The following is a 19889-nucleotide window of genomic DNA, read 5'->3' as shown; positions in this document are numbered from 1 at the left end:
ACTGTACGACGACCGTCCGGGGACCATCGACGGACCCCGTGACCCGCGCCTACGGGCCGTCACCCGGACCGGGGGTGGTCCGTCGAAGGTCGGCTCCCGACGCGCGGGAACATTAGGGTAATTTGCGTGAAAAATAAGGGATTGCGGACGCTGCTGTCGATCGGCGCCGCGCTGGCGGTCATCTATTTCGGCAACCGGCCGGAGGACGGAGGTGGAGTCACCAACAGCGTCCTGCTGCTGGCCGTCCTGGCCGGACTGGCGGTCTGGTACCTCACCCGGCCCGGTGGCAAGCCGGTGAGCTGACCAGCACCGCCGCGGCCGGTCACCGCGCGCCGGCGGCCCTGGTCAACTCGCCGATCGACGCCTGTCCGAGGGAGACCCGGACCAGCGCGGAGACCAGCCGCGGAAAGTCGTTCCCGCCGGTGAGCCGGGCCAACCGGTCCGGTGCGGACGGCAGCCCGAGCCGGTCGGCCGCACCGGCCACCCGACGATCGGTGTACGGGCGCAGATCCGTCCACACCGCCTGTGCCTCACGCAGGAAGATGTCCGCCCCGGTGGGTCCGATGCCCGGAAACTCCGTGAGCAGACGACGCAGCTGGGACCGGTCACCGCCGGCGTCCCGGTGCAGACGCCGCAGGTCGCCGCCCCAGCGCTGCAGGCACAGGTCGGCCGACCTGCCCAGCATCGTCGCGGTGCGTTCGTCGTACCGCCGGTAGTGGCCCCGACCGAGCGCGTCGACCCGGTCCTGCCAGCTCGTCGCCGCCGTCCCCTGGGGCGTACGGCAGCCGGCGGCGAAGAGCTCCCGGGCGGCGGCGACCGCCACCCCGGCCCGGATCCGGGTGCTGAGCAGGGTGGTCAGCAGCAGCAACTGGTACAACGGGCCCGGCCGGTCGGCGAGCCGGATGCCCGCCTCCTCGGCGTACGTGCGGCCCTCCCGGTCGAGCAGTACCCGGACCAGTGCGCGTTGGCGATCCATCCGTCCCAACTACCCGCCATCCGCCCCGGTACGCCCCGGCGGGCCACGTCGAGCTGCGCCCGGCGTGGCCCGGCGCGTGAATGCCGCCACCCGGCCCGGGTAACCAGGGCGTGGGCGTGCCGGAGGTGTGTCCAGGCGGTCCGAGACCGCACACACCGCGTGGCGGGCACCAGACCGCCCCGGAGCCTCCGCCAGCCGGCGGACGGCGACCGGCACGCCGGCGGAAGGGGATGACGATGACGAACGTGCAGCAGCCGGAGATGCGCCGCAACGGACTGAATCCGACGGTGCAGGACAGCAAGGGACCGCGGCCGGACGAGCCGACCCGGGCCAGTGGCGGCGGCGGTCGGCGGGTACCGCCGGACCAGGTCTCCCCGTACGGCCGGACAGCCCGCCCGGTAGCCGAGGACCCGGACCGACGGGCGGCCGGCCGCAGCGGGGCCCGGCCGGTGGCCGGCGGCCGAGACGCCGACTGACCGCGTTCCGCGTCGGGTGAGGACGGTCGAGGTCAGCCCGTCCGGTACCGGTCCACCTGGCGCAGGGTGGCCACCGCAGCGACGCCGTAGGCCAGGTGCGGCACGATGTCGGACAGCCAGTCGGTGACGCTCCAGCGGCGGGGATCGGTGACCCGCAGGGCGGTCAGGGTGCCGTCCGCGGCCGCCATCACGCCGGCTCCGTAGAGCACGGCCGCGACCGACGCCGACAGTCGCCGTGTCCCGATCACGGTGAGGGCGGCACCGCACAGCACGCCGGTGGCATAGCCCAGCAGGGGCCCGAGGCCCGAGCGGCGGTTCGCCGCCCGGTCCTCGGGCCCCAGACCGATGTGCAGCAGCTGGGCCAGGCGCCGGGCACTCTCCTCCGGGGTGCTGCTCGCCGGCCGGGCCCGCACCGTCATGTCCAGGTAGGTCACGACGTTCAGCGCGACACTGCCGACCGCGCCGGCGATGACCCCGTCGACCGCGAGGTCGGACAGGCACGCTCCCGGTGAGCTGCCGCCCGGTCGCAGTCCCGGCAGGCGGCTCCTCATTTCGGCTCACCCGGGCCGCGCTCGCCCTTCGGCCCCAGACCGCGCTCGCCCCGGACGAAACCGGGTCGGTCCTGTTGCTCCCGCAGGTAGCGGTTGGCTGTCTCGTCCGCCTTCTTGTCGTTGGCACGTCCCGAGTTCTCGACGCGTTTGCGCAGTCGCGCACGTTCCACGTCGTACGCGTTGCTGCCCGGTCGTGGTCCTGGCATCAGGCCCGCCTCCGTCCGTCGTGTCGGCGCCGTTCCCGGTGGGTCTACCCGCCCGGCTCCGGGGCATTCGCCGATCGCTCGTCCGGGCCGCGGTGGCCCGTACCCTCGATGGATGTGTGTCGCGGACGCGCCAACACCGACGGCGGGGGAAGGGCGGATATGGGACGATTCACCCGGATTCCGGCCGCACCGGACGGCGGCACCCCGGCGACCGCGGGGAGGAGGGGCGACCCGGTGATCGGCCATGCGTGACGTGTTGGACGAGTTGGACCGCTGGTGGCGGGCGGGGGAGTCGGTGGGGGTGGCGACGGTCGTCGCCACCTGGCGCTCGGCCCCGCGCGCCGCGGGGGCGACGATGCTGGTCGGTCCGGACGGCACCGTGGTGGGCAGCGTGTCGGGCGGCTGCGTGGAGAGCGCGGTCTACGAGCTGGCCAGAGAGGTCACCCGGACCGGCGTGCCGGCCCTCGAGCGCTACGGCGTCACCGACGACGACGCCTTCGCCGTCGGCCTGACCTGCGGCGGCGTCCTCGACGTCTACGTCGAACGGGTCGATCCGGCCGGGTTCGCGGAGTTCGCCGAGGTGGCGTCGACGATCCGGGCCGGCGACCCGACCGCGGTGGTCACCTGTGTCGGCACCGGCGGGACCGACCCGGAGCACCGGGTCGGCCGACGGCTGGTGGTGTGGCCCGACCGCACCGCCGGCTCACTGGGCACCGACCGGTTGGACGCGGCGGCGGCCGACGACGCGCGCGGGCTGCTCGCCGCCGGCCGTACCGGCACCCTCCGGTACGGGTACGACGGTCAGCGCCGCGGCGACGAGCTGCAACTCTTCGTGGCGACGTACGCCGCCCCGCCCCGGATGATCGTGTTCGGGGCGATCGACTTCGCCGCCGCGGTGGCCCGGATCGGCACGTTCCTCGGTTACCGGGTGACGGTCTGCGACGCCCGGCCGGTCTTCGCCACCGCGCGGCGGTTCCCCGAGGCGGACGAGGTGGTGGTCGACTGGCCGCACCGCTACCTGCGGGCCGAGGCGGAGGCGGGACGCGTCGACGGCCGCACGGTGGTGTGCGTGCTGACCCACGATCCGAAGTTCGACGTACCGGTGCTGGAGGTGGCCCTGCGGCTGCCGGTGGCGTACGTCGGGGCGATGGGTTCCCGTCGGACCCATCTGGACCGGCTGAGCCGACTGCGGGCCGTCGGGCTCACCGAGGAAGAACTGGGCCGGCTCTCCTCCCCACTCGGACTCGACCTGGGGGCGCGGACCCCGGAGGAGACCGCGGTCAGCATCGCCGCGGAGATCGTCGCCGGTCGGTGGGGTGGCACCGGGGGCCGACTCTCCCGGCTCGACGGTCGGATCCACCACGACATCCCGGCGTCCGGTGACGAGCCCACGGAGCCACCCGTGCCAACGCCGCAGACCGCACCCTCCGGTCCGCTGCCGTCACCGCGCTGAACCCGCGTTCCACCACGCCCTCAGGTCACCGCGCCGGCCAGGGTCACCAGGCCGGCCACCAGCAGCACCCCGGCCCAGAGCCGGTCGAGGTTGAGCCAGACCCGGCGGAGTACGTCGGTGCCCAGCACCTCGTACACCAGGAGCGCGCAGCCGGTGGCGACGGTGAACATCGCGACCGTGTGCACCCCGGCGGCGGCGATCCCGGACAGCGCGCCGGCCGGCGCCGAGCCGAGGTGCCCGGCGTGCCCGGCCGCCGTCGGCGCCGGTCCGGCCAGCAGAACCGGCAGCAGCATCAGTCCGGCACCGTGCGCGGAGGAGACGAGGAACGACCAGCCGGCCAACTGTCCCCGGGACAGCCGCATCCCGACCCACCGGAAGTGGCGCCGGGCGAGCAGCCGCCACATGCCGAAGCCGACCAGCAGCACGCCGGAGAGCACCGAGACGACGGTGCTGGCCACCGCGGAGCGGGTCGCGGTTACCAGGGCGGCCACCACCGCGACGGACGTGGCGTGCCCGGCCGCGATCGGCGGCAGCGCGGCCAGCAGCGCCGACCGGTTTCCTTCCTGCAACCCCCGGGCGACCGCGAACAGCCAGCCCATCGCCGGGTTGATCCCGTGGAACGCGCCGAGCGCGGCCAGCCCCGCCAGCTGTGGCCAGGTCACCGGAAGCAGTACGAGTCGGATGAGGCGTCTCCGCCCTGCAACCGGGTCTGGTGCACCCGCCGACCCCGGAAGTCGTCGCCGTGCGGGAAGAACCTCGGGTCGACCGTGAGCCCGCCGGCTTCCGGGTCGACGTCCAACTTCGCCATCCAGGCGCCGACCCCGTCCGGATAGAACTGGTCGTCCCAGGCTCCGTAGAGGGAGTTGGTGAGATAGACCCGACGTCCGTCCCGGCTCACCTCGACCATCTGCGGGCCGCCGGCGAGCGGTAGTTCGGGCCGGGCCGGGTGCGCGGCGCGCCCGACGATGCCGCCGAGTCGCACCGAGCCGGTCCGCACCGGCCGGAACGGGTCGCTGACGTCGTACTGGAGCAGTTCTCCGGTGCCCCAGCAGGAGACGTAGAGGAACCGGTCGTCGACGGAAAGGTCGATGTCGGTGACCAGCGGCGGTACCGCGCCGAACGGCTTGAGCAGGTCGGGCAGGAGTGCCGGGTCGGCCGGTTCCGCCGGGATGTCGATCACCTTTGTCGCCGCCCAGCGTTCACCGTCGCGGTGCCAGACCCAGATCGAGGCGGAGAGGTCCTCGACGCTGACCACCACTCCGACGAACCCGTACGTCTTCGCCGGGTCGTGCGCGGGGCGCAGTTCCAACGGCATCTGGTACTGGTCGCCGAGGTCCACGGTCTGCAGGTGGCGGCGCCGCCGCAGGTCCCAGAAGTGCAGCGCGTGTCCGTACTGCCGACCGAGCAGCAGTTCCCCGACGATTCCGTCCTCGATCATCGACGGGGTGCCCCACTCGGAGGTGACCAGGACGTCGTGGTTCAGGTGCCACCAGAAGTCGTAGGCGAGGTACTGCGGTCCCCGGTCGGCCTCCCAGGCGCCGCGTACCGCGAAGGTGTCGTGGTCGAGCACCGCGATCCCGCCGGGTCCGTCGGCGCCGGCCGCCCCGCCCAGCGCCGAGAGGTAGATGCCGTCGGGTCCGCAGTGCACGGTGTGCGGCCGCGAGTAGCCGGCCCCGTCGGCCAGCTCCTTCGCCTCCAGCACCTTGACCACCGCCGGCTGTCGCGGGTCCGGGCCGGTGTCGAGCACGTGGATCCGCGACGACCGGAGCCCGGGGACGATCAGGTACCGGCGTTCGACGTGCGGATGCGGGGCGGTGGGGCAGAGCGCGCTGCTGCACGCGTTCCAGCCGAAGTGGTGCAGTTCGTCGCCGAGGTTCGGCAGGTCGGTCCAGCCGACCACGGTGCCGTAGTCGGTGGAGTCCGGGTCCACGTCGAGTACGGCGATCGCGTCGGGCCGGGTCGCGCCGCGGTCGAAGGCCGCGACGTAGGCGAGTTTCTCCGGTGGCGCGCCGAGGGCGTCCCGGGGTGAGGCGTAGAAGCTGGGGTCGGGGGTCCACCGGGTCATCTCTTCTCCTGTCCGCCAACCGTCGGCGGCCCTTCCCGGTGCGGGCCGGGCCGCGCCCGGATCTGCTGCCTACCCAACCTATCGACAAGGTCGGATTTAACGGAAGACGGTCCCGAACGGCGGACTGTCGCACCCCCGGTGCGGCTGGTCGTGGCGGCGGCCCCGAGGTGTCCGGCGCAGGTCTAGCGGCATCCGTCGATGGTCTGGTAAGAATTCCTTCAACATTGCTCGGTTGTAGCAAGGAATCCTTCATCACCCCCTCTGGAGGCGCCGTGACCGGCAACCCCCTGTCCCGCCGTGACGTCGTACGCGGCGCGGTCCTGCTCGGCGTCGGCGCCGCCACCGGCGGTCTGTCGCTGGCCGGCGGCACGCCCGCCCTGGCGGCCCCCGACGCCGGCACGCTGCTCGCGGTAGAGCCCCCGACCATCGCCAGCTGCGCCACCTGGGGCGCCCGCAGCCCCGGCTCGCTCAGCGTGATCACCTCGAACCCGGACAAGATCCTGATCCACCACACCGCCGGTGCGAACAGCACCACCTACACCCAGGCCCACGCGTACGCGATGGCGCGCAGCATCCAGAACTTCCACATGGACGGCAACGGCTGGTCCGACTCGGGACAGCACTTCACGATCAGCCGTGGCGGTTACGTGATGGAGGGCCGGCACAACAGCCTCACCCGGCTGCGCGCCGGCAGCGGGATGGTCGTCGGGGCGCACTGCCCCGGCCAGAACGACAAGTCGATCGGCATCGAGAACGAGGGCACCTACACCAGCGCCACCCCACCGGCGGCCCTCTACGACCGGCTCGTGCAGTTCTGCGCGTACATCTGCGACCAGTACGGCATCGCCGCCTCCCGGATCTACGGACACCGGGACTACGTCGCCACCGCATGCCCGGGCAACGTGCTGTACGGCATGCTGCCGCAACTGCGCGCGGACGTGGCCGACGCGCTCGCCGGTGGGGGCGGCACCCCGCCTCCGGCGTTCAGCACGATCGTCGACAACACCACCTCCGGGCGGTTCACCGCCAGCGCCAACTGGCTGACCTCCTCGTACTCCGCCGAGCGGTACGGCGCCGACTACCGGTACGCGAATCCCGAGGCGGTCAGCGACGTCGCCTGGTACCGGGCGAACATTCCGGCGGAGGGGACGTACCGGGTGGACGCCTGGTATCCGGGTATCGCCGGGTACAACACCGCGACGCCGTACATCGTGGCGGCGAAGAGCGGTAACCAGACCGTGGTGGTCGACCAGAGCACCGGCGGCGGCGCGTGGCGGTCCCTGGGCACCTTCACCCTGACCGCCGGGGACAGGAACGTGGCCGGGGTGAGCCGGTGGAGCGGCGCCAGCGGGTACGTGGTCGCCGACGCCATCCGGATCACCCGGGTCTGACCTCTCCGCCCACCCGCCGGCCCTCCGGAGCCGGCGCGCATCATCGTCGTCACCGTGGGTAACGATCTGCGGTAGCCGGTGTCGCGTCGGTTTCCGGATGGGGGTGGGCGAGTGCGGTACGACGAGTTCCTGGCCAAGGTGCGGGATCGGGGCGAGTACGCCGACCCCGCGGAGGCGGAGCGGGTGACCCATCTGGTCCTCGGCATCCTGGCCCAGCGACTGCATCCCGACGAGGCTGAGGACCTGGCCGCCCAACTTCCCGGGCCGCTCGCGGCCACGCTGATCTCGGCGGCACAGGGTGGCCCCGGCGGTTTCGGCGCGCGGGAGTTCCTGGGGCGGGTGGCGACCGGTGCCGGGGCGACCGCCCGGACCGCCGAGTGGGACGCCAGCGCGGTGCTCTGTACGGTCGCCGAGGCGATCTCCGGCGGGGAGCTGAACGACGTGCTGACCCAGCTGCCGTCCGGGTACGCCCCGCTGTTCGGCCGGGCCAACCTGAGCGGCTGACCGTTCTCACCCCCGGCAACCACCACCACCGTGGTGACCGACCGGGCCTCGACGGCGGGCCGACATGCTTCAGGCTATCTAACTAGCATCCTAGGATGCCGTACGCGTTGTGCCCCAGCTCACAAGATCTGATCTACACGATCCGACGCCGCCCGGCGTGCGCGCCGAGAGGGAAAACACGAGGCCGGATATAGTGGCTCAGCGTTGAGCGGCACGGGGTGCACACGTCTGGATCCCGCGCTTCTGTCAAACACCGGCGTCCCCGGGTCGGCTTCACCGGGCGGGGGAGCGCCGGCCGGAGCGCGTACCGTTCCTGGATCGCCGCCCGTTGTCGAGGGCGGGCGGATCGGACCGTGGCGCGGAGGGAGGATCGGTGGCGCGTCGGCCGGCGCGGGCGACTGGTGCCCAGCCAACCGGTGGCGACGGCTCCGAGCAGACCGCCGCGATGGGCCGGGTCCTCACCGTGCCCAACCTGATCAGCTTCACCCGCCTGCTCGGCGTCCCGGTCTTCCTGTACCTGTTCCTGGTGGTGCGGACCGATGCCGCCGACGTCGCCGCCGTCGTCGTCCTGGGGGTCGGTGGGCTGACCGACTGGGTCGACGGCTACGTCGCGCGTCGACTGCAACAGGTCAGCCGGCTCGGTGAGCTTCTCGATCCGGTCGCGGACCGGCTCTACATCCTGGCGACGCTGGTCGCGCTGACCGTCCGCGAGGTCGTGCCCTGGCAGTTCACCGTCGCGCTGCTGGCCCGGGACGTGGTGATGACGGTCAACCTCGCGGTGCTGCGCCGGTACGGCTACCGGCCGCCGCCGGTGCACTACCTCGGCAAGACGGCGACGTTTGTCCTGCTGCTCGCGTTCCCGGTGCTGCTGCTGGCCCACGCGGTGCCGGGCGCTTCGACCGCCGCCGGGGCGATCGGCTGGGGGCTGGCCTGGTGGGGTCTGGCGCTCTACTGGCTGGCGGGGGTGCTGTACGTGGTGCAGGCGGTGCGGCTGATCCGGTTGGCCCGGTCGGTTCGGGCAGGGACGGGATGACCGAGCGCGGCGGGCGAGCCTTCACGCCCGACTTCCTCACCGAGTTGTTCCGTAACCCGCTCGACCCGGGTTACGCCGCGGCCGCGGAGCAGCGACGGCGTCACGAGGCCGCCGGACGCGTCGTCGTCGGGTGGCGGCGCTCCTCGGTCCGGATGGTGAGTGTGCTGACACTTGTCGCCCTGGGTTTCCTGCTGACCGTGGCCTACCGTCAGACGGTCGCGGCGGAGCCGAGCCGTAGTGAGGCGCGGGCGGGTCTGGCGGCGCAGATCAGGCAGCGGGAGGCGGAGAACGCGGCGTTGACGTCGCAGGCGGAGCGGCTTCGGGCGGAGGTGACCCGGCAGCGGGACTCGGCGCTGTCCGGGAGTGCGGTGGCCCGGCTGCGGCAGCTGGAGGCGGCGACCGGTCTGGGTCGGGTCCGTGGGGACGGTGTGGTGGTGCGGGTCGCGGACGCGCCGTCGAACGCCGACGCGGTGACCGGGGCCGGCGGGACGAATCTGGGCCGGGTGCTGGACCGTGATCTTCAGGACATCGCGAACGCGTTGTGGAGCGTCGGAGCGGAGGCGATTTCGATCAACGGGCAGCGGCTCACCGCCACGTCGACCATCCGGGCGGCGGGTGGGGCGATCCTGGTGGATTTCAAGCCGGTCATCGGGCCCTACGAGGTGTCGGCGATCGGTCCCGGGCAGATGGGCCGGCGGTTCGAGGACAGCGCCGCGGCGCGGTTGCTGCGGAGTGTCTCGGAGGAGTACGGGATGTCGTTCGACTTCCGCGGTGTTGATGACCTGACATTGCCGGCGGCGACCGAGCCGCAGTTGCGGTATGCCACGCCCGCTGTCGAGCCCACCTCGCCGGGGCCCTCGTCGAGTGGTGGTGGGACGTCCCCCAGTCCGTCCGGAGGCGGCCGATGATCGCTGTGTTCGCGTTGCTCGTCGGGGTGGGTCTCGGCGTCTGGTTGGATCCGTCGGTGCCGTCGGCGTTGCAGCCGTATCTGCCGATCGCGGTGGTGGCCGCGTTGGACGCGGTGTTCGGTGGGGTGCGGGCGAAGCTGGACGGGATCTTCGACGACAAGCAGTTCGTGGTGTCGTTCATCTCGAACGTGCTGGTCGCGGGGATCATCGTGTATCTGGGGGATCAGCTCGGCGTGGGTGGGCAGTTGTCGACGGGGGTCGTGGTGGTCCTGGGCGTGCGGATCTTCGGCAATGTGGCGGCTATTCGTCGGCACCTGTTCCGGGCGTAGGTTGGCACGATGGCGGAGAAGCCCGAGGGGGACGGTGTCGGTGGTCTGGCGGAGTCGGAGGATTCCGCTGGGTCGGCGGGTGTGGACGGGCGTGCTGTCGGCGGGTCGGCGGCGGTGACCGGTGTGGGTGGTTCGTCGGTGCCGGGCGGTGCGGTCGGGTCGGACGCCGAGGCGACCGTGCCGATCGGGTCCGACGAGGTGACGGTGCCGATCGGGGCGGCGGTCACCGGCGGGGACTCGGCGGACGGGGCGGCGGACCAGGGCACGGCGGTGGTCGGCAGGTCGCGACGGTTCAGCTCGGCGAGCGTGATGATCGCGGTGCTGTTGGCGGTGCTGGGTTTCACTCTTGTGGTGCAGTTGCGGACGAATTCGACCGACGCGTCGTTGGAGTCGGCCCGGCAGGAGGATCTGGTGCGGATCCTGTCGGACCTGGACGCGCAGGAGGAGCGGGTCCGGCAGGACATCACCGGGTTGGAGAACAGTCAGCGTCAGCTGAGTTCCGGGGTCGAGGGGCAGCAGGCGGCGTTGGACGAGGCGACCCGCCGTGCGGACGAGTTGGGTGTGCTGGCGGGGACGTTGCCGGTGCGGGGTCCGGGGCTGGCGGTGGGGTTCGTGCCGGTGCGGAAGCCGATCGCGGCGTCGCGGGTGCTTGACGCGGTGCAGGAGCTGCGGGGGGCGGGTGCGGAGGCGATGCAGATCACCGGTGGTGACGGTGCCGCGGTGCGGATTGTCGCGTCGACGTACTTTCTTGACGCCGATGGTGGGATCTCGGTGGGTGGGCGGCGGCTCACCGGCCCGTACACGATTCTGGTGGTGGGTGATCCGACGACGATGCGGACCGCGTTGAACATCCCGGGCGGGGTGGTGGCGTCGGTTGGTGGCGACGGCGGTAACGTGACGATCGAGGAGCGGGACGTGGTCGAGGTGACGGCCCTGAGCCCGCAGAAGGACCTGCAGTATGCGCGACCGGTCTCTTGACCGGCGTGGCCGGGTCGGGTGGTCCGGCCCGGTGGATCGGTGCGATGGAGAAGGACGCGTCTGGTGATTCCTGAGGACCTGCGGTACACCGCCGAGCACGAGTGGGTGGCGGGCGACGGTAGCGGGCCGGTGCGGGTGGGGATTACCCACTTCGCGCAGGACGCGTTGGGTGACATCGTGTATGTCCAGCTCCCCGAGGAGGGGGCGACCGTCGAGGCTGGGGAGTCCTTCGGCGAGGTCGAGTCGACCAAGAGCGTGTCGGAGTTGTACGCGCCGGTGAGTGGCACGGTGGTGGCGCGTAATGATCAGTTGGTCGATACTCCTGAGGTGATCAACACCGACCCGTACGGGGCGGGCTGGTTGGTTCAGCTCGCCCCGAGTGATCCGGCCGCGGTGGCCGGGCTGCTCTCCGCGTCGGCGTACCAGGAGCTGACCGGGAGCTGATGGCGGTGAGGCCGGCGTGTGGTTGTGTCCGCGCGTCCGGTTGCTCTGTTTTTCGGCGCTGGCTAGGCTCGCCCAGTCGACCGAGAACCAAATAGTTGCGCGTTGCGGAATTGCCTTCCCGGGCACGGGGGAGCCAGCCGCTGGGCCCGGAGACGGCTCGGCGGCCAGACCCGTCACACCCGACGCCGACCGAACAGATCCGTGAGGTGGTCCTGAATGACGCGCCCAGACGACGAGTTCCCCCCACTCGACGTCACGTCGACGCTCAACCTTGGCTCGCTCGACGAGATGCTGGAAGGCCCGGAAACCGATGTGGTGCCGAGCCGCATGTCGGGTTCGTTGCCGCCGGGTATGGCGCTGCTCGTGGTACGCCGGGGTCCGAACGCGGGTGCCCGGTTCCTGTTGGACCATGACGTGACGACGAGTGGTCGGCATCCGGACAGTGACATCTTCCTGGATGACGTGACGGTGTCGCGTCGTCATGCTGAGTTCCATCGGGACGGCGGTACGTTCACTGTCCGCGATGTGGGCAGCTTGAACGGGACGTACGTGAATCGGGAGCGGGTCGAGGCGGCGACGCTCAGCAATGGTGATGAGGTGCAGGTCGGTAAGTTCCGGCTGGTGTTCATCGCCGGTCCGCGTGCGGAGGAGGGGGCCTTCCGGGGGTGAGTGAGCGCGCGGCGGCGGCTGTTCCCGGCTCGGGGGCGGCCGCTCGGGGCCAGCCACTGATGAGTATCGGTGAGGTGCTGGCGCAGCTACGGGTGGAGTTTCCCGACACGACGATTTCGAAGCTGCGCTTTCTCGAGTCTGAGGGTCTGGTGGAGCCGCAGCGCACCCCGGCGGGTTACCGGAAGTACAGCTGGGATGACGTGGCGCGGTTGCGGTTCGTGTTGACCGCTCAGCGTGATCAGTATCTGCCGTTGCGGGTGATCCGGGAGCAGTTGGCGGAGGCTGACCGGGAGGGGTTGCCGGGGTTGGAGCGGCCTCGTCCGTCGTTGGTGGCGGTGGGGCCGGATGGTGAGGTGCCGGGCCGGGAGCCGGTTGCCGAGTCGTCGGATGGTCGGTTGGGTCGGGTCGAGTTGTTGTCGCGTAGTGGCATCAACGAGGCGTTGTTGGCGGAGTTGGAGCGGATGGGTCTGGTGGTTTCTCATCCGCCGGGTTGGTATGACGCGGACGCGTTGCTGATCGCGCAGGCGGTGGCGGGGTTGGCGGGTTACGGCCTGGAGCCGCGGCATCTGCGGGGTTATCGGACGGCGGCGGACCGTGAGGTGGGGTTGTTCGCGCAGTTGGTGGCGCCGTTGGCTCGGCAGAGTGATCCGGCGGCGCGGGCTCGGGCGGCGGAGGTGGCGCGGGAGTTGGTTGGGTTGTCGCAGCAGTTGCATGCCGCGTTGGTGCGGGTGGGGTTGCGGGGGACGTTGGGTCGGTGACGGGCGGCCTGGTGGGTGGTGTGCCGGGCTGCCCGGTTGGCGGGAAAGATCTGTGGCGGTGGGCGTGGCGTAGGCTTCCGGGGGTAAGCCCTGGTGGGTGCGGGGGGTGGGCGGCGCGCGTGGGGCGCCGGTATCCCGGCCCGTGTACCGTGCAGGGCAGGGGCATGCTGGCGTCGGCGGTGGACATGTGTCGCTGTGCGTCGGTGGTGGGAAGAAGACAACGACACGGAGGCGGCGGTGCGCGAGCTGAGCGTGGTCGGGGTTCGGGTGGAGCTGCCCACGAACCAGCCGATCGTGTTGCTCAGAGAGGTCGAGGGCGACCGTTACCTGCCGATCTGGATCGGTGCGGTGGAGGCCACGGCGATCGCGTATGAGCAGCAGGGGGTCAAGCCGGCTCGGCCGTTGACGCATGATCTGCTTCGGGACATTCTCGCCGCGTTGCAGGCGCCGTTGCGGGCGGTGGAGATTGTCGAGTTGAAGGAGAACGTCTTCTACGCGGATCTGTTGATCGGTGACGGGGTGCGGGTGTCTGCGCGGCCGAGTGACTCGATCGCGTTGGCGTTGCGGGTGGGTGCGCCGATCCGGTGTGCGGAGCAGGTGCTGTCGGAGGCGGGCATCGTGATTCCGGACGAGCAGGAGGACGAGGTGGAGCGGTTCCGGGAGTTCCTGGAGCAGGTGCGTCCGGAGGATTTCGCCGGCTGATCCGGTGTTGTGCCGGGCTGTTCTGTCGCCTGGTTTTTTGTGCCGTGGTCGGGGCGTTCCCGATGTTGGTCGTGGGTGCGCGTCGGGTGACGGTCGTGGTGCGGCGTGTCGCGGCTTCTTCTGCGGGGTAGCCCTCCAGCCGGGCTATAGGGTTGGCCTGTCGAGGGGTGCACGTCCCGGAAACGACGTGTCACCGCACGGGCGGGGAGGTTGTCCGATGCATGAGTCGCAGGACCCTGATCCGGGTACGTCAGATCATCAGCGTCAGGTCGAGGGGTATTCCCTGGCGGCGGAGGGCGGGTCGTTCGCCGGTTCGTCGGTGGAGGATGGCGCGGTCGGTTATCGGGGTGTGACGGCGTGTCATGCCGTGGGTATCAGTTACCGGCAGTTGGACTACTGGGCGCGTACCGGGTTGGTGGTGCCGAGTGTGCGGGACGCGTCGGGTTCGGGGACGCAGCGGCTCTACTCGTTTCGTGACCTGGTGGTGTTGAAGGTTGTGAAGCGGTTGTTGGACGCGGGTGTGTCGTTGCAGAACATCCGTCGGGCGATCGAGACGTTGCGGTCGCGTGGGGTGGCTGATCTGGCGGGTATCACGCTGATCTCGGACGGGACGACGGTGTACGAGTGCCGGTCGCCGGAGGAGGTTGTCGACCTTCTGCAGGGTGGGCAGGGCGTGTTCGGTATCGCGATCGGTGGTGCGTTCAAGGAGATCCAGGGTTCGTTGTCGCATCTGCCGGCGGAGCCGGCGGGTGAGTTGCCGGGGTCGGCGGATGACGAGGTCGGGGCCGGGGACGAGTTGGCGGCGCGGCGGGCGCGGCGGCGGGCTGGTTGACCGTCGCGGGGTGCTTGTCCCGTAACTGCGGTGCGGTCCGGGTTGTGATCGTGGTCGCATAATTGTGCGTATGCCTGAGGGATCGTCGTTGGTGCGGGCGGGTCGGCGTCGTCGTTGGTGGCGTCGGGTCGTGGTGTTCGTGTTGGTGGGTGTGGTGTTGTCGGCGGCGGTGGTGGTCGGTAGTGGGATGTGGGTGCGCCGGTCGGCGCAGGGGTACGTCTTTGACGTGGCGGGGGTTCCGGCGGCGCCGGTGGCGTTGGTGCTCGGGGCGCAGGTGCAGCCGGATGGCACGCCGTCGGCGTTTCTGGCGGCCCGGTTGGGGGTGGCCAGGCAGTTGGTGGAGGCGGGGAAGGTTCAGGTGGTCCTGGTTTCCGGGGACCATCGGCGGTGGGACTACGACGAGCCGGGTGCGATGCGGCGGTGGCTGGTCGAGCGGGGGGTGCCGGCCGGCAAGGTGGTCGAGGACCACGCGGGTTTCGACACGTACGACTCGTGTCTGCGGGCGCGGCGGGTCTTCGGGGTCGAGCGGGCGATCGTCGTGACGCAGGGTTTCCACATTGACCGGGCGGTGACGGTGTGCCGGCGGGTGGGGGTTGACGCGGTGGGGGTCGGGGACGAGAGCGTGCGCCGGTTCGAGCGGGCCTGGGCGTGGGGTGGGTTCCGGGAGCGGTTCGCGGCGGTGAAGGCCGTCTACGACGTGGCGAGTGGTCGTGATCCGGTGTTTCTGGGGCGGCCGGAGTGGGGTGTCCGGGACGCGTTGCGGGGTTGAGGGTTTCCGGGTCGTGGGTGGACGCTTGGTCTCGGCCAGCAAATATCGACAGTTGTTGATTGACAACTGTACGGAAGACACCGATTCGGGTTTGATGACACACTACGGGTGGACACGGTAGTGTCCCCTCCCAGTGCCGCTCGGCGGCGATCAGTTTCGCCGGGTGGACAGAGTTGTGTGCCAACGCCTCAACGCCGCGCGACCCCCCTCGCGCCGGAAGGAAGACCGTGACGGAACCACAGGACAGCGTCGTGTCGTCATCCGCGACCGACGCCAGCACCACCCGCGACGGTAGGGCCCCGCAGCCGTCACACTACGAACGGATCGGCGGGGCGGAGTCGGTCAAGGAGGCCGTGCGGCTGTTCTACGACCGGGTGCTGGCGGATCCGGAGCTGGCCGGCTACTTCACCAGCGTGGACATGGCCGGGCAGCGGCGGCATCTGGCGTTGATGCTGACGGTGGTGCTCGGTGGGCCGAACGAGTACGCCGGCCGTGGGCTGGCCGAGGCGCATCAGCCGTTGCAGATCCCGGACAAGCACTACGCGTTGGTGGGCGAGCATCTGCTGGCGACGCTGACCGAGCTGGGGGTGCCGGGGGACATTCTCGACGATGTGCGGACGGTCCTGGTGTCGGTACGTGACCAGGTGGTGTCGACCGGGACCGCGGCGGGCGTCTGATCGTGGACGTCGCTCGTCTCAAGCAGAGCTGGCACCTGGTCGCCTCGCATGGGGACCAGGTGCCGCTCTACTTCTATTCGACCCTGTTTCTCGCCCATCCCGAGACCCGGCAGATGTTCCCGACGAACATGGCGGGTCAGCGGGACCGGCTGGTGACCGCGTTGGGTCACATCGTCTCCCACGTGGACCAGGTGGACCAGCTCGTCGGGTTCCTGCAGGCGCTCGGCGCGGACCACCGCAAGTTCGCGGTGCGGCCGGAGCACTACCCGGCCGTCGGTGAGGCGCTGTTGGCGACGCTGCGGCATTTTCTCGCCGACCACTGGACCGAGGATCTGGCCCAGGACTGGGCGGCGGCGTACGGGCTGGTCGCGAAGGTGATGGTGGACGGTGCCTCGGCGGCGGAGAACGTCAGCCCACCGTGGTGGGTGGGTGAGGTGGTGGCGCACGAGCCCCGGACGTTCGACGTGGCGGTGTTGACGCTGCGTCCGCAGTATCTGTTGCCGTTCGAGGCGGGTCAGTCGATCGGGGTGTCGATTCCGGCGGCCCGGGCGTGGCGGTACTACTCGCCGGCGAACGCGCCGCGTACGGACGGCACGATCGAGTTGCATGTGCGGGCGGCTCCGGGCGGGATGGTGAGTTCCCGGCTGGTGTACGGCACGAGTGTCGGCGATCAGGTGCATCTGGCGGCTCCGGTGGGGGAGCGGTTGACGTTGCGTCGGGCCGGGGCGGGTGACCTGCTGCTGATCGGCAACGGCACCGGTCTGGCGCCGTTGAAGGCGCTGGTGGAGCAGGTGGCGGCGGAGGGTGGCGGCCGGCGGGTCGACCTGTTCGTCGGTGCCCGGTCCCGGACCGAGTTCTACGACGTCGACGCGCTGGAGAAGCTGTCCGCGTCGTGTCCGTGGCTGCGGGTGACGTACGTGGTGAACGCGGATCCGGCCCGGCCGGGCGAGTTCACGCAGGTGGTGGACCGGGTATTGGCGGAGGGCGACTGGCGTGGCCGGCATGTCTTCCTCTGCGGCTCCGATCTGATGGTGTCGAGTGCGGTCAGCGGGTTGGCCCAGGCGGGCTACCACGCGGGGCAGGTGCACTACGAGGCGCCGGGTGGGCAGTGGTATTCGCCGGGGCGGCGGGTCGGTGCCGGACAGGAGCAGAGGCCGGCAGATGGAGGTGCGCAGTGAGCGTCAGCCCGATCAGCGAGTACGACCGGGCCACCGCGGTGTCCGGTACCGGCCAGCGGGTCCGGTTGACCGCGGACCGGGTCCGGCGGTGGGAGTTCTCGTCGTCGTCGTTCACCCGGCGGGGGTTCGACGACCGGGACGTGGACCGGTTCCGTCATCAGGTGGCCGACGAGCTCGACCTGTTGGCGAGCCAGCTGGCGGATCTGCGGGCGGAGAACCAGCGGCTGCAGGACCGGGTGGAGCTGCACCGGCACGGGGTGCTGCCGAGTGCCAGCGGCGCGCCGCAGTTGCCGGGGCCGAAGGAGGTCAATCTGCTGTCGGCGGCGCAGCGGGAGGCGGAGCAGATCATCGCCCAGGCGCACGACTACGCCCGGCGGGTCGCCGAGTACGCCCGGACGCAGTACGAGAACTACATGCGGGCGGCCGCCGAGGATGCCCGGAACGAGGCGGAGCGGGCGGTGCAGGAGTACCGGGCGTCGGCGGGGTCGACGTTCGACGACACGGTCGCGACCCGCGAGGCGTTGCGGATCTTCGGCGAGATGATGATTTCGCACATGCAGGCGGCGGCCCGGCATCTCGACGACGGTAGTGAGCATCTGGCCCGGACGATGGACCGGATCGCCCGGGAGGCGGGTCCGGGGGTCGCCGCGGCATCGGCCGGCGGGCGGCCCGCGTTGTCGCCACGTCCGGACACCGGACGCTGATCCTTCACCGGGGGGCGGCTCGACACCGGTTCGGGCCGCCCCCGGTTCGTCACCGTCGTCTCAGTGCGAAGGCACCCCAGCCGAGGTGTGGTCGCAGGTAGCGGACGTAGCGCTGTGGGGCGGTGTCGAGTTCGGCACGGAAGTCGGCGGTGAGTGGGTCGTCCGGGTTGGCGTCCAGCCAGGCCCGGATCGTGATCCACTGTGCGGCGACGTACCGGTCCCAGCTGTCCTCGTCGGCGAGGACCATCTCGACCAGGTCGTAGCCGAGCGCGGTGAAGAGGCCGACCAGGCCCGGAAGGTCGTGGTAGTCGTCCCGGGTCCGGGCGTGGCAGCCTTCGACGGTCGCGTGGTCGGGCGGTTCGGCCCGCCAGAACGGTTCGCCGACCAGCAGGGTCCCGTTCGGGCGTAGGCTGCGCCCGAGCAGGTCGACGGTGCCGGCGACGCCGTCGCCGATCCAGGTGGCGCCGAGGCAGGCGGCGACGTCGACCGCGGTCGGTGCGACGTGTCCGGCGGCGTCGCCGTGTACGAACGTCACCTGGTCGGTGACGTCGAGCGCGGCGGCCCGGTCCTGGGCGGCGGCGACGAAGACGGTGCTGATGTCGACTCCGGTGCCGACGACGCCGTGGTCGCGTGCCCACGTGCAGAGCATCTCTCCGCTGCCGCAGGCCAGGTCGAGGATCGTCGTGCCGGGGCGTAGCCGTATGGCCCGCCCGAGGGTGGCGAGCTTGGCCTCGGTGAGCGGGTTGTGGATGCGGTGGTTGTGTTCGCGGATGACAAAACTACGTGGCAGGTCCACTGCTCGGTTTCCTCACGTCAGGTGTCGGGATGGCCGGCTGGCTGAATTCCGCTGGCGTGGTGGACCGGGGCATGCAGACACCTCCACGAGACGTGAGGCGGTCAGGTTAGCTTCCGCCGAACCGGCCGTCGACCTCTTTACGCCGACGGCGGCGGGAGCGGGGGCACGGCGGCCGGGACCGGTGGCGGTGGGGGGGGGGGGGGGGCGCCCCCCCCGGGCGGGGGGGGGGCGGGGGGGGCGCGGGGGGGGGGGCTGGGGGGGGGGGGGGGGGCGGGCCCCCCGCCCCCGGCCGGGAACGGTCAGGCGGCGCCGAGGTGACCTTCGATCTCGGTCAGTTCGGCGTCGGTGAGGGTGAGGTTGTCCAGGGCGGCGATGTTGGTCTCCAGCTGGGTGACGCTGCTCGCGCCGATGATCAGGCTGGTCATCCGGGGGTCCCGCAGTGCCCAGGCCAGCGCCAGTTGGGCCAGTGACTGGCCACGGCGGGTGGCGACACCGTGCAGGGCGCGTACCGTCGCCATCGTCGGCTCGTCGAGGTCGCTCTCGTTGAGGAAGACGCTGGTGCGGACGCGGGAGTCGGCCGGGATGCCGTCGAGGTAGCGGTCGGTGAGCAGCCCCTGGGCCAGTGGACTGTAGGCGATGCAGCCGGCGCCGACCTGCTCCAGGGTGTCGAGCAGTCCGTCGGCTTCGGTCCAGCGGTTCAGCATCGAGTACGACGGCTGGTGGATCAGCAGCGGGGTGCCGAGGTCGGCGAGGATCGCGGCGGCCTGCGCGGTCTGCGCCGAGTTGTAGTTCGACAGGCCGACGTAGAGGGCCTTGCCGGCCCGGACGACGGCGTCGAGGGCGGTCATGCTCTCCTCGATCGGGGTGTCCGGGTCGGGGCGGTGGTGGTAGAAGATGTCGACGTGGTCGAGTCCCATCCGGCGCAGCGACTGGTCGAGCGACGTGATGAGGTACTTGCGTGAGCCCCATTCGCCGTACGGGCCGGGCCACATGTAGTAGCCGGCCTTTGTCGAGATGACCAGCTCGTCGCGGTAGGGGGCGAGGTCGGTGGCGAGGATCCGGCCGAAGTTCGACTCCGCCGAGCCGGGTGGCGGCCCGTAGTTGTTGGCCAGGTCGAAGTGGGTGACGCCGAGGTCGAAGGCGCGCCGGCAGATGTCCCGCTGCGTCTGCCAGGCCCGTTCGTCTCCGAAGTTGTGCCAGAGGCCGAGCGAGATCGCGGGCAGGCGGAGGCCGCTGCGGCCGGTCCGGCGGTAGGTCATCGTGTCGTAGCGGTCATCCGCGGCAACGTAGGTCACGATCCACAGACTATGCCGCGGGGTCCGGCCGGTGGCCCGGGACCACGGTCGTGGTGCGCCGACATCCACCGGCAGTCTGCCGGCCCACCGAGGCCGTACGGTGATCCCACACGCAGCCGTCGTCGGTGACCGCGGGTACGGGTGGCGCTGACATTTCGTGACGGCGACTGTTCCGTGGCTCACGGGCCGCCCTGT

The 19889-nt window shown here is 71.1% G+C and carries 25 protein-coding genes; 18 read left to right on the top strand and 7 right to left on the bottom strand.

Annotation, left to right across the window (positions count from 1 at the left end; genetic code table 11):
* Positions 1-126: 126 nt before the first annotated feature.
* Entirely contained in the window at positions 127-303 is a 177-nt protein-coding gene (locus V1633_RS16360) for a hypothetical protein (protein WP_407952024.1), read from the top strand.
* A gap of 19 nt (positions 304-322) precedes the next feature.
* Here the strand turns inward: V1633_RS16360 and V1633_RS16355 are convergent, their stop codons facing one another.
* A complete protein-coding gene (locus V1633_RS16355; protein WP_331215165.1) occupies positions 323-976 on the bottom strand; it encodes a hypothetical protein in 654 nt (217 codons plus the stop codon).
* Positions 977-1212: 236 nt separating this feature from the next.
* Between V1633_RS16355 and V1633_RS16350 the strand changes: the two genes are divergently transcribed.
* Entirely contained in the window at positions 1213-1452 is a 240-nt protein-coding gene (locus V1633_RS16350) for a hypothetical protein (RefSeq protein ID WP_331215164.1), read from the top strand.
* A gap of 32 nt (positions 1453-1484) precedes the next feature.
* Here the strand turns inward: V1633_RS16350 and V1633_RS16345 are convergent, their stop codons facing one another.
* On the bottom strand, positions 1485-2003 hold the full coding sequence (locus V1633_RS16345) for a hypothetical protein (protein WP_331215163.1): 519 nt from the start codon (positions 2001-2003) through the stop codon (positions 1485-1487).
* On the bottom strand, positions 2000-2209 hold the full coding sequence (locus V1633_RS16340) for a phosphatidylethanolamine-binding protein (RefSeq protein ID WP_331215162.1): 210 nt from the start codon (positions 2207-2209) through the stop codon (positions 2000-2002). Before V1633_RS16340 ends, V1633_RS16345 begins: the two co-directional genes overlap by 4 nt.
* Positions 2210-2453: 244 nt before the next feature.
* Between V1633_RS16340 and V1633_RS16335 the strand changes: the two genes are divergently transcribed.
* Positions 2454-3662: an XdhC family protein gene (locus V1633_RS16335; protein ID WP_331215161.1), complete on the top strand. Its 1209-nt coding sequence runs from the start codon at positions 2454-2456 to the stop codon at positions 3660-3662.
* A gap of 20 nt (positions 3663-3682) precedes the next feature.
* Here the strand turns inward: V1633_RS16335 and V1633_RS16330 are convergent, their stop codons facing one another.
* Both V1633_RS16330 and V1633_RS16325 read right to left on the bottom strand, forming a co-directional pair.
* Complete coding sequence (locus V1633_RS16330; protein WP_331215160.1) at positions 3683-4324, bottom strand: hypothetical protein; 642 nt, start codon at positions 4322-4324, stop codon at positions 3683-3685.
* A complete protein-coding gene (locus tag V1633_RS16325; protein ID WP_331215159.1) occupies positions 4321-5727 on the bottom strand; it encodes a selenium-binding protein SBP56-related protein in 1407 nt (468 codons plus the stop codon). The genes V1633_RS16330 and V1633_RS16325 overlap by 4 nt, the downstream gene beginning before the upstream one ends.
* A 272-nt stretch (positions 5728-5999) precedes the next feature.
* Here V1633_RS16325 and V1633_RS16320 point away from each other — a divergent pair, with 272 nt between their 5' ends.
* The 15 genes from V1633_RS16320 to V1633_RS16250 all read left to right on the top strand — a co-directional run bounded on the left by V1633_RS16320 (position 6000) and on the right by V1633_RS16250 (position 17603).
* Positions 6000-7118: a golvesin C-terminal-like domain-containing protein gene (locus V1633_RS16320; protein WP_331215158.1), complete on the top strand. Its 1119-nt coding sequence runs from the start codon at positions 6000-6002 to the stop codon at positions 7116-7118.
* A 111-nt stretch (positions 7119-7229) separates the two neighbouring features.
* Positions 7230-7622: a DUF2267 domain-containing protein gene (locus V1633_RS16315; RefSeq protein WP_331215157.1), complete on the top strand. Its 393-nt coding sequence runs from the start codon at positions 7230-7232 to the stop codon at positions 7620-7622.
* Between the two features lie 373 nt (positions 7623-7995).
* A complete protein-coding gene (locus V1633_RS16310) occupies positions 7996-8655 on the top strand; it encodes a CDP-alcohol phosphatidyltransferase family protein (RefSeq protein WP_407952023.1) in 660 nt (219 codons plus the stop codon).
* Positions 8652-9563 carry a DUF881 domain-containing protein gene (locus tag V1633_RS16305; RefSeq protein WP_331215156.1) on the top strand — a complete coding sequence of 304 codons (912 nt, stop codon included), beginning with the start codon at positions 8652-8654 and terminating at the stop codon, positions 9561-9563. Before V1633_RS16310 ends, V1633_RS16305 begins: the two co-directional genes overlap by 4 nt.
* Entirely contained in the window at positions 9560-9892 is a 333-nt protein-coding gene (locus tag V1633_RS16300) for a small basic family protein (protein WP_331215155.1), read from the top strand. The genes V1633_RS16305 and V1633_RS16300 overlap by 4 nt, the downstream gene beginning before the upstream one ends.
* 9 nt (positions 9893-9901) lie before the next feature.
* Positions 9902-10870 (top strand): DUF881 domain-containing protein, encoded by a 969-nt coding sequence (locus tag V1633_RS16295; protein WP_331215154.1) that lies wholly within the window; start codon positions 9902-9904, stop codon positions 10868-10870.
* Between the two features lie 63 nt (positions 10871-10933).
* Positions 10934-11314 carry a glycine cleavage system protein GcvH gene (gene gcvH, locus V1633_RS16290; RefSeq protein WP_331215153.1) on the top strand — a complete coding sequence of 127 codons (381 nt, stop codon included), beginning with the start codon at positions 10934-10936 and terminating at the stop codon, positions 11312-11314.
* Positions 11315-11530: 216 nt separating this feature from the next.
* Positions 11531-11983: an oxoglutarate dehydrogenase inhibitor Odhl gene (gene odhI / locus V1633_RS16285; RefSeq protein ID WP_331215152.1), complete on the top strand. Its 453-nt coding sequence runs from the start codon at positions 11531-11533 to the stop codon at positions 11981-11983.
* On the top strand, positions 11980-12741 hold the full coding sequence (ftsR, locus tag V1633_RS16280; protein ID WP_331215151.1) for a transcriptional regulator FtsR: 762 nt from the start codon (positions 11980-11982) through the stop codon (positions 12739-12741). The genes odhI and ftsR overlap by 4 nt, the downstream gene beginning before the upstream one ends.
* Before the next feature lie 237 nt (positions 12742-12978).
* Positions 12979-13443 (top strand): bifunctional nuclease family protein, encoded by a 465-nt coding sequence (locus tag V1633_RS16275; RefSeq protein WP_331215150.1) that lies wholly within the window; start codon positions 12979-12981, stop codon positions 13441-13443.
* Positions 13444-13660: 217 nt separating this feature from the next.
* Positions 13661-14275: a MerR family transcriptional regulator gene (locus V1633_RS16270; RefSeq protein ID WP_331215149.1), complete on the top strand. Its 615-nt coding sequence runs from the start codon at positions 13661-13663 to the stop codon at positions 14273-14275.
* A gap of 70 nt (positions 14276-14345) precedes the next feature.
* On the top strand, positions 14346-15044 hold the full coding sequence (locus tag V1633_RS16265) for a SanA/YdcF family protein (RefSeq protein ID WP_331215148.1): 699 nt from the start codon (positions 14346-14348) through the stop codon (positions 15042-15044).
* Positions 15045-15271: 227 nt separating this feature from the next.
* Positions 15272-15721, top strand: coding sequence for a group I truncated hemoglobin (locus tag V1633_RS16260; RefSeq protein ID WP_331215147.1), 450 nt, complete (start codon positions 15272-15274; stop codon positions 15719-15721).
* Positions 15722-15723: 2 nt separating this feature from the next.
* Positions 15724-16899 carry a globin domain-containing protein gene (locus V1633_RS16255; protein WP_331215146.1) on the top strand — a complete coding sequence of 392 codons (1176 nt, stop codon included), beginning with the start codon at positions 15724-15726 and terminating at the stop codon, positions 16897-16899.
* Entirely contained in the window at positions 16896-17603 is a 708-nt protein-coding gene (locus V1633_RS16250) for a DivIVA domain-containing protein (RefSeq protein WP_331215145.1), read from the top strand. The genes V1633_RS16255 and V1633_RS16250 overlap by 4 nt, the downstream gene beginning before the upstream one ends.
* Positions 17604-17652: 49 nt before the next feature.
* Here V1633_RS16250 and V1633_RS16245 read toward each other — a convergent pair whose 3' ends face one another.
* Together V1633_RS16245 and mgrA are read right to left on the bottom strand one after the other, a co-directional pair.
* The gene (locus V1633_RS16245; protein WP_331215144.1) at positions 17653-18399 is read right to left on the bottom strand and encodes an SAM-dependent methyltransferase; all 747 of its coding nucleotides are present in this window, start codon (positions 18397-18399) and stop codon (positions 17653-17655) included.
* A 299-nt stretch (positions 18400-18698) separates the two neighbouring features.
* Positions 18699-19694: an L-glyceraldehyde 3-phosphate reductase gene (gene mgrA, locus V1633_RS16240; protein ID WP_331215143.1), complete on the bottom strand. Its 996-nt coding sequence runs from the start codon at positions 19692-19694 to the stop codon at positions 18699-18701.
* Positions 19695-19889: the final 195 nt, after the last annotated feature.

Origin of the sequence: Plantactinospora sonchi, assembly GCF_036422035.1 — a bacterium.
Taxonomy (GTDB): domain Bacteria; phylum Actinomycetota; class Actinomycetes; order Mycobacteriales; family Micromonosporaceae; genus Plantactinospora; species Plantactinospora sonchi.
This window is presented reverse-complemented; position numbering and strand designations above follow the sequence as displayed.